Source organism: Lactococcus cremoris subsp. cremoris NBRC 100676 (assembly GCF_001591705.1).
In the GTDB taxonomy this organism is placed as follows: domain Bacteria; phylum Bacillota; class Bacilli; order Lactobacillales; family Streptococcaceae; genus Lactococcus; species Lactococcus cremoris.
On the sequence record NZ_BCVK01000026.1, the window covers coordinates 26,605 to 34,772 of the forward strand.

Annotated in this window: 9 protein-coding genes and 1 pseudogene; 2 read left to right on the top strand and 8 right to left on the bottom strand. The window is 34.3% G+C overall.

Translation table 11 applies throughout. From position 1 onward, the window contains the following. Positions 1 to 9: 9 nt before the first annotated feature. Positions 10 to 510 (bottom strand): VanZ family protein, encoded by a 501-nt coding sequence (locus LLA01S_RS06115; protein ID WP_014572521.1) that lies wholly within the window; start codon positions 508 to 510, stop codon positions 10 to 12. A 41-nt stretch (positions 511 to 551) separates the two neighbouring features. Then, complete coding sequence (locus tag LLA01S_RS06120; RefSeq protein WP_011676097.1) at positions 552 to 1,187, bottom strand: YigZ family protein; 636 nt, start codon at positions 1,185 to 1,187, stop codon at positions 552 to 554. A gap of 56 nt (positions 1,188 to 1,243) precedes the next feature. Between LLA01S_RS06120 and LLA01S_RS13640 the strand changes: the two are divergent. Next, positions 1,244 to 2,538, top strand: a pseudogene (locus LLA01S_RS13640) (helicase-related protein). After that, positions 2,538 to 3,188, top strand: a complete 651-nt coding sequence (locus LLA01S_RS06130) for a ComF family protein (RefSeq protein WP_061777995.1) — start codon at positions 2,538 to 2,540, stop codon at positions 3,186 to 3,188. The pseudogene LLA01S_RS13640 and the gene LLA01S_RS06130 overlap by 1 nt, the downstream one beginning before the upstream one ends. A gap of 57 nt (positions 3,189 to 3,245) precedes the next feature. On the opposite strand, the gene LLA01S_RS06135 is transcribed toward LLA01S_RS06130, so the two are convergent. From LLA01S_RS06135 to LLA01S_RS06160, 6 genes are all read right to left on the bottom strand, one after another. Next, positions 3,246 to 3,824 carry a nucleotidyltransferase family protein gene (locus LLA01S_RS06135; protein ID WP_011676095.1) on the bottom strand — a complete coding sequence of 193 codons (579 nt, stop codon included), beginning with the start codon at positions 3,822 to 3,824 and terminating at the stop codon, positions 3,246 to 3,248. Between the two features lie 16 nt (positions 3,825 to 3,840). After that, on the bottom strand, positions 3,841 to 4,296 hold the full coding sequence (locus LLA01S_RS06140; protein WP_011676094.1) for a diacylglycerol kinase family protein: 456 nt from the start codon (positions 4,294 to 4,296) through the stop codon (positions 3,841 to 3,843). Then, a complete protein-coding gene (gene ybeY, locus LLA01S_RS06145; protein ID WP_011835335.1) occupies positions 4,280 to 4,768 on the bottom strand; it encodes an rRNA maturation RNase YbeY in 489 nt (162 codons plus the stop codon). The genes LLA01S_RS06140 and ybeY overlap by 17 nt, the downstream gene beginning before the upstream one ends. A gap of 90 nt (positions 4,769 to 4,858) precedes the next feature. Further along, the gene (locus LLA01S_RS06150) at positions 4,859 to 5,353 is read right to left on the bottom strand and encodes an NUDIX hydrolase (RefSeq protein WP_011676092.1); all 495 of its coding nucleotides are present in this window, start codon (positions 5,351 to 5,353) and stop codon (positions 4,859 to 4,861) included. Between the two features lie 69 nt (positions 5,354 to 5,422). After that, on the bottom strand, positions 5,423 to 6,391 hold the full coding sequence (locus tag LLA01S_RS06155) for a PhoH family protein (RefSeq protein WP_021165232.1): 969 nt from the start codon (positions 6,389 to 6,391) through the stop codon (positions 5,423 to 5,425). Positions 6,392 to 6,464: 73 nt separating this feature from the next. Further along, the gene (locus LLA01S_RS06160) at positions 6,465 to 7,997 is read right to left on the bottom strand and encodes an Nramp family divalent metal transporter (protein WP_015082368.1); all 1,533 of its coding nucleotides are present in this window, start codon (positions 7,995 to 7,997) and stop codon (positions 6,465 to 6,467) included. Positions 7,998 to 8,168 lie beyond the last annotated feature (171 nt).

An 8,168-nucleotide genomic window follows, 5' to 3' on the forward strand; every position in this document is an offset into this window, starting at 1 on the left:
ACAATGAGTTTAATACTGTGGGAAATAAATCCAAAATAAGGTCTGACCAATAAAGAATAAAACAAATCCTAGCAAGAGACAAAAGAGACTTATCAAAACAATGTTAACTTTTGTTTTAGCAAAAATTTTGATTAATAAAGCATAAAAACTCAAGCCAATCAATGCCCCGAGTGTATTTGTGATAATATCTGTAATGTCACTTGCACCAATAGCCAAAAGGTATTGCAAACTTTCAAAGGATAAACTTAAGGCGAATGAAAGAATTACTTTTGTCAAAAATGACCATTTGGGAGCATTCATTCCAAATAAAATTCCAAAAGGGATAAAGGCAATGATATTATATAGAATTTCACGTGACCCACCAGACATAGCAAAAGGGACAAGGTTTAAACTTCTTGTATTTACTAATTCAAGGTAAGTGATGGGATGAAAAGAAATTTTAAATAAAATCAGCCAAATAAGCCCGATAATATATAGGATAAATAAAATTTTTCCTAATCTTTTAGTCATTTTTCTACCTCTATCTTTTTTAGATGATTATCTAAAAAATTTTATTCTTCTACTTGATAGTCAATCTCAACTTGCTGATTTTCGCCTTTTTCTACTCTAATTTTTCCATTAAAGCTTTCTGTCAGTAATTCTAAAAAGTTATTGATTTTTTCTTCATCAATAAAACATCTTACAGTAACCTCTGACAAGAATTCACTATCTGAAATTTGTAAATTTTGAGTCAATAAAAAGCGTTGAACACTATCATAGAGGCTATAGTCAAGTTTCAAGATAAGTTCTCGTTGGTTAACAATTTGAACTAAACCAACTTCTTCTATCGCATGATTCACACTTCCAGCATAAGCACGAATCAAACCTCCTGCACCTAACTTGATTCCGCCAAAATAACGAGTGACGACCGCACAAACATTGATAATTTCTTTTTTCTTTAAAATTTCAAGCATTGGTACACCTGCGGTTCCTGATGGCTCTCCATCATCACTACTTCGCTGTATTTCCTGACGATTGCCTAATGTACATGCTGAACAGTTATGATTTGCTTTCCAATGTTCCTTTTTGATTTTCGCAATAAAATCACGAGCTTCTTCTTCTGTAGATATCCTTTTTAAATGACAGATGAAGCGTGATTTTTTGATTTCCTCTTCATTGATAAAATCAGTTTTTATAGTGATAGTCATGCTAATGATTTTAACAAAATTTGTTACATTTGAACAGCATTTCCGTATAGTTAAGTATGAACTTAATTTTAGAAAATCTCCTTGGGCGTCTTTTACTAGAAAAAGATATTTCAGCTTTTTATAATTTTACTGACCAAGTTAACAATGAAAACAAATTAATTAAAATTTGTGCAATGACATCTGTCAATGCTAATAAAGTAAGATGTAATCGATGTGGCACGATTCATATAAAAACCAATGTTAAACTTCCGATTGGTGCTTTTTTCTGTCCAACATGTCTTGAACTTGGTCGTGTCCGCTCAGATGAATATTTCTATCATCTCCCTCAACAAGACTTTTCAGAAAAAACTTATTTACGTTGGACAGGAAAATTAACAGAAAATCAAGAAAAAATTTCTAACGCTCTCTGTCAGCAAATTACTAATAATCAAAAACGACTTGTTCAAGCCGTTACTGGTGCTGGTAAAACAGAAATGATATATCAGCTTATTGAACAAATTCTTAGCCATGGGGGTTCGGTCGGTTTAGCCAGCCCAAGAATTGATGTATGCATTGAGCTTCATCAACGTTTATCACGTGATTTCACTTGTCAAATTCCCCTTTTGTATCATGAGGGAGATTCTTATTTTCGTTCGCCTTTGGTCGTTATGACCAGTCACCAACTTTTACGTTTCAAAGAGGCCTTTGATTTGCTTATCATCGATGAAGTCGATGCCTTTCCTTTTAGAGATAATGACATGCTTTATTTCGCTCTTGAAAATGCTAAAAAAATTAATGGAAACTTGCTCTACTTAACCGCTACATCTACTGACAAATTAGAAAAACAGATAAAAAAAGCATGAAATTAAACGACTTTTTTTACCACGCCGCTTTCACGGTCATCCTTTGGTCATTCCAATGTTTTTTTTGGAAAAAAACATTTTATAAAAAATTCATTGAGCAAAGAAAGACTGGTTTCCCACTTCTAATTTTCGTTGCCGAAATCGACTTTGGTCAAGACTTTGCCAAAAATTTACAAGAAAAATTTCCAAAAGAAAAAATGGCTTTTGTCGCTTCAACAACTAAAAGCAAAAAAACGATTGTCGAAGCTTTTCGCAAGAAACAAGTTTCGATTTTAATTACGACTTCTATTCTTGAACGAGGCGTAACTTTTTCTTCGATTGATGTTTTTGTCATTAATAGCGAACACCCTAATTTCACAAAATCTGCCCTCATTCAAATGGCCGGACGAGTGGGACGCGACTCTAAACGTCCAACAGGTTTAGTTAGTTTTTTTCACTCTGGAAAATCTTTAGCCATGTGTCAAGCTCAGAAAGAAATTAAAAAAATGAACCGACTCGGAGGTTTTTAATGCAAACTTGTCTGCTTTGTTCCAGAATTATCAAACAAACACTCACTTTTAGTGAATTCTTTTTACTAAAGAATAACAGAAATTTAATATGCAATAAATGCCAATCACTGTTTAAAAAAATTCCTAACGAACGTTGTCCTCGTTGCTCTAAATCTAACTCTAAAGGTATATGTGCTGACTGTCTCAAGTGGGAAGAAAAAGGAATCATTGTTAATCATCAGTCAATTTTTATTTATAACCAAGCAATGAAGGATTACTTTAGTCTTTACAAATTTATGGGAGATTATCGATTACACGAAGTCTTCGATTCCTATTTTAAAAATTTGTCCAAAAAAATTCCTCTGGTTCCCATTCCGGTTTCTCCTAAAAGATTACAAGAAAGAGGTTTTAACCAAGTAACAGCTTTTCTAAAAGATAGAGCTTATCTTGATTTGCTTGAAAAAGAGGATACTGTCAGACAATCAAGTCTTAATCGCGAGGGACGTCTATCAACTAGCAATCCTTTTAAGTTGAAAGAGGGTGAAAAAATACCCCAAAAAATCATTTTGATTGATGATATTTATACAACTGGAACTACTTTTTATCATGCAATAAAAACCTTAAAGAAAGCTAATCCGATTGAAATTACAACTTTTTCACTCTGCCGTTAAGCCTTCACTTAGATCAAATATACCGTCAGTAAATAAAAAAAGCTTTTCAGCTTTTTATCATTTATTAACTTTTAGTTCCGTCCATTTTATAATATTTAAATCACTAAAACGCTCTTGCCATTTGGCTACCTTATTTTCATAGAGTTCTTGATTATTATCTTTATGATAAATCGGGCGAATCGTTTTTGTAAATATATCCTCTATACCATAAGGAGCAAATATAGTAAACTGATCAGAATTTCCACTTATTCCGATTGCATGAACAGTAGCAATCCAACGCTCAATCGCATTTTCGGTGTTTTCGTATGGAATTTTTTTACTATTTTGCCAAAGATGCATATAGGCTTCATTGTGGACATCAAAACGATAAGGAAATTTTTCCGACAAAGATTTTTCTAGTTGTTTGTCATTACTGATCGAATCTATAAAAGAAATCTGGTCATCAAAATATACCAAATCGATATCATGAACATTCGTCATTAAATCATTTTTATCAAGATAATTCCAGACGGATTGAAAGACACTCCCTGCAGCCACATACCAATTTGATAACTTCAGTTCTGAAATCTCATCTAAAATCATCATTAAATCTGAGTTTTTTGTCAAGATGTCTAAAAGTTCTTTTTCTCTATTCATAAGTCTCTCCCCAGAATCAGAAAAACAATGTCCAAATTTTAGGTAAAAATACAAAGAGTCCAACAATAAGAGCAAAGCCAGAAATAACAAGCACTGCCCCTGCAGCCATATCTTTAGCCCGTTTAGCACGCATATAAAATTGATAATCTGAAGCTAAATCAACAACATTTTCAATAGCCGAATTAAAAAGTTCAGCCATGAAAACTAAGAAAATAGAAAGCAAGAGAAATAACCATTCAAATTCAGAAATTTGAAAAATAAAGCCAAAAACAATTGCTAAAACAGCCGCTAGGGCATGTTTTCTCATATTTCGTTCTTCTTTAAAGGCTGTCCAAATTCCTGTAAGTGCAAACTCTAAACTCGAAAGTAAATTTCGATTTTTCCAGCGGGCTCTGTCCTTTTGAACAGGCGTTTTTCCCTTATGAAAATCATTTTTCTTAAAGAGTTTTACATCTTTATCGTGTGAGTCCATAGGCAGTTAAAATCTCCTCTTGCAAAGCAAACATTTCTGACTCTTCTTCTGGCGTGTAATGATCGTAACCATTTATATGCAAAAAACCATGAACTGCTAGCCAACCATACTCACGTTCTATCGAATGACCATAGTCGGCAGCTTGTTCGGCAGCTTTATCAATTGAAATGAACAACTCACCAATAAATGGATCCATTTCTTCTAATAACTCTTCTGGCAGTTCCATATCTTCGTCAAAAAAGAATTCTGACTCATCAGGCTTATATTCTAGTGAGATAACATCTGTTGGACGATCAGTTTCGCGATACTGCAAATTCAACTCATGTGATCGCGCATTGTCCACAAAAGTCACAGACATTTCTGTTGATTCTTTTAAATCTAATTTTTTAGCGGCAAACGCTAAAACTTCTTTAGTTTGCTCAATAATCTCACTTGGCACTTGGCCTGTTTCATCAACTAATTCTACGTACATTTTATTCCTTATTTATATTTTATTCCTGACATATCTGTCAGAAAGTAGCTCATGCGCTTTCCATTTTTGCTTATTTATCCTAGCAGTCAATTATTTATTATTATCAGTAACTCCGCTATATTTTTTTTGCAACATTTCTTGACAAAATGATAAGATGGGTGCTTTTGTGGCAAGCAAAATTTCTTCAGGTAAGTTATCAAAAGCAAACCATTGACAATCAAGAACCTCTGTTTCTTCTAAAACTAATTCACCTGAAAAATCATTACAAATAAAAACAGTATCAACAATATGAACTTCATCACCATTGGGATAGAAAAAATGTTGATCAGCTCCAGAAGCAACCGTGTATAATTCCATATACCCAGCTGACAAACCCACCTCTTCAAATAGTTCACGTTTAGCAGCTTCTGCGACTGTTTCATTTGGCTCTACTGAACCGCCATGATAACACCATTTCCCATTATCAGTGCGTTTTTGTAGTAAAACACCTCGTTCTTCGTCATAAATAATTATACTTGCACAAGCTATTACCATTGGCACATGACCAATTTTTTTGCGCAAATCCATGACATAGCCTTCAGCCATATTTACTTCCTCTTCTCTTATTCAGCAATAATCAGCGACTCTATCTAACTTTATCTTTTTTTACAAAAATCATTCATCGCCATAAGCTTTGATAATTTCGGCAACCACTGGATGACGGACAACATCTTTTGCCATGAAATAGACAAAATCAATCGCATTAACATGACCCAATTTATCCTTGGCATCAATCAAACCAGATTTAACTTTATTTGGTAAATCAATCTGCGAAATATCACCATTGACAATCATTTTAGAGTTAAAACCAAGACGAGTCAGAAACATTTTCATTTGCATGCTTGTTGTGTTTTGTGCTTCATCTAAAATAACAAAGGCGTCATCAAGCGTTCGACCACGCATATAAGCAAGTGGTGCAATTTCAATAACTCCTCGCTCCATCATTCGCTCAGTCGCTGTTTTACCCAAAATCTGAAAAAGCGCGTCATAAACAGGACGTAAATATGGATCAACTTTTTCTTGCAAATCACCAGGTAAGAAGCCAAGACTTTCCCCAGCTTCCACTGCTGGTCTTGTCAAAATAATTCGTTTGACCTGACCATTTCGTAAAGCCTGAACAGCCATCACGACCGCCAAAAAAGTTTTCCCTGTCCCCGCAGGACCAATTCCAAAAACAATATCATGCTGTTTAACAGAATCCACGTAAGTCTTCTGAATTAAATTTTTCAAACGGATAGGTTTACCAGCTGCATCTTTTGTCAGTTCAATCTCATAAAGTGCCGTGAAATTTTCAATATCATCATTTAAAACCATTTTTATAGCAATGATAACATCCGACGCATGGACAGGAACCCCACGACTAACTAAAACTTGTAAAGCTTGCAGTGCTTTTCGCGCTCGCTCTCGTGTCAGTTTTTCAGGACCAATGATTTGCACCATTTCCCCACGATAATTAATCTCAACAGATAGTTGAGACTCAACTAATTTCAAATATTTATCTTGTACCCCAAAAAGAAGACTAGCATCTTCAGGATTTTCTAGTTTAAATTCAATTGAATTTTTAGTCAAATACATTATCTCCATTAATCATTTTCTTACATTATAGCACATTTCATATTTTAATTTAAATCACACCCTACCTATATAAAGAAAAACTCTATTTTAAATAGAGTTTTTTATTTCCACGATAAAGTTCTAAAATTGTCCAGATTAATAAAAGGATAACTCCAACAATCAATAAACCGGCAATAAAATGAGACAAGTTTAGATTATTCGGAAGAAAACTATCAATCTGATTTGGTAAGCCAATTAAATTGAGATAAGTCAAGGCAATAACTGAAATCCAACCTAAAAATTTAATGATTAAATTATTTTTAAAATCACCCATTTCTTCCTTGCTATTAGTTAGCATTAACAATGGAATAATCGAAAAAGGAAGGGCAAAAGCTAGAAAAACTTGAGAATTATTCATCAAATTATTTATTGCTTCATGTTGAGCTTTCAAAGTTTGTCCTCTAGTCATAGAGACACAAATCAAGACAGGAACTACCGATAGCAGGCGAGTTACCAATCTTCTTGCCCACATTGGCATTCTCATATGAATAAATCCTTCCATAATAACCTGTCCCGTTAAAGTTCCAGTAATGGTTGAGTTTTGCCCAGAAGCAAGGAGAGCCACGGCAAATAAGGTTGAAAGTGCACCCGTTTTTGCAACGTCTGCAAGAAGACCATTACTTAAAACCGAAGGGTTAGATAATGCATCGTATAAACCAAAGAATGATGGATCATCAATTACTCCTGTTTTAAAGACCGCTACACCCATAATTAGTAAAAGAGAATTTACAACAAAAGCGACTGTCAGCTGAATATTAGAGTCCCATGTCGAGAACCTTACTGCTCTGGCAACATCACTTTTATCTTGATGATTAATTTTTCTACTTTGTGAAATAGAAGAATGAAGATATAAATTATGAGGCATAACCGTAGCGCCAATAATTCCTAATGCGCCTGTTAAAGGCGACATCCCGGCTACTGTTGGTGAGGAAGCAAAAGTTCGATTATTAGGAATAAATCCCTCAATAATTCCTTTCCAATCTGGATTGGATAAAGCAACTTGATAAGCAAATATTGCTAGAATAACTAGAATCAAACAAATAACCAAGGCTTCAATCTTACGAAAACCAATTCTTGTCAGTAATAAAAGCAAAAAGACATCAAGGACTGTGATAAAAACAGCTAATATTAACGGAATATTAAACAGAAGATATAAGGCAATAGCCGCACCGATGACTTCAGCAATATCAGTGGCCATGATTGCCAGTTCAGTTAAAATCCATAAAACAATTCCCAGAGTCTTGCTGGTGCGCGCCCTGATAGCCTGAGCTAAATCCATCTGGCTGACAATTCCTAATTTTGCTGACATATATTGAAGGAGCATTGCAATCAGACTGGACATCAGAATAACCGAAATCAGTAAGTATTGAAAGTTCTGCCCTCCAGTAATTGACGTTGACCAATTCCCAGGGTCCATGTAACCAACCGCGACCAGCGCACCTGGTCCTGAGTAAGTCAGCAACATTTTGAAAAAACCAACATTTTTAGGCACTTCTACTGTCCCATTTATTTCCTCTAAGGATTTTCCATTCGTATGATAAATCAATCGATGTCGTTGATGTTCTTTATCATTCATTATTTCTCCAAATTCTAAGCTGAATAAAATTCAGCACCCTTTATAGTTAAGTATATTTTTACCCGAATTGCTTGTTAATTTCATTGGAAAATAAATAAGTCGTGCTATCCTAATCTTAAAGCACTAAGCATTAGAAAGCGCACGACTTATATGACTTATAATAGCACACTT

Coding starts and splice junctions, on each gene's coding strand:
- LLA01S_RS06120 (WP_011676097.1), bottom strand. CDS start 1,187: ATGACTATCACTATAAAAACTGATTTTATCAATGAAGAGGAAATCAAA.
- LLA01S_RS06130 (WP_061777995.1), top strand. CDS start 2,538: ATGCAAACTTGTCTGCTTTGTTCCAGAATTATCAAACAAACACTCACT.
- LLA01S_RS06160 (WP_015082368.1), bottom strand. CDS start 7,997: ATGAATGATAAAGAACATCAACGACATCGATTGATTTATCATACGAAT.
- LLA01S_RS06115 (WP_014572521.1), bottom strand. CDS start 510: ATGACTAAAAGATTAGGAAAAATTTTATTTATCCTATATATTATCGGG.
- LLA01S_RS06150 (WP_011676092.1), bottom strand. CDS start 5,353: ATGGCTGAAGGCTATGTCATGGATTTGCGCAAAAAAATTGGTCATGTG.
- LLA01S_RS06140 (WP_011676094.1), bottom strand. CDS start 4,296: ATGGACTCACACGATAAAGATGTAAAACTCTTTAAGAAAAATGATTTT.
- ybeY (WP_011835335.1), bottom strand. CDS start 4,768: ATGTACGTAGAATTAGTTGATGAAACAGGCCAAGTGCCAAGTGAGATT.
- LLA01S_RS06135 (WP_011676095.1), bottom strand. CDS start 3,824: ATGAATAGAGAAAAAGAACTTTTAGACATCTTGACAAAAAACTCAGAT.
- LLA01S_RS06155 (WP_021165232.1), bottom strand. CDS start 6,391: ATGGAGATAATGTATTTGACTAAAAATTCAATTGAATTTAAACTAGAA.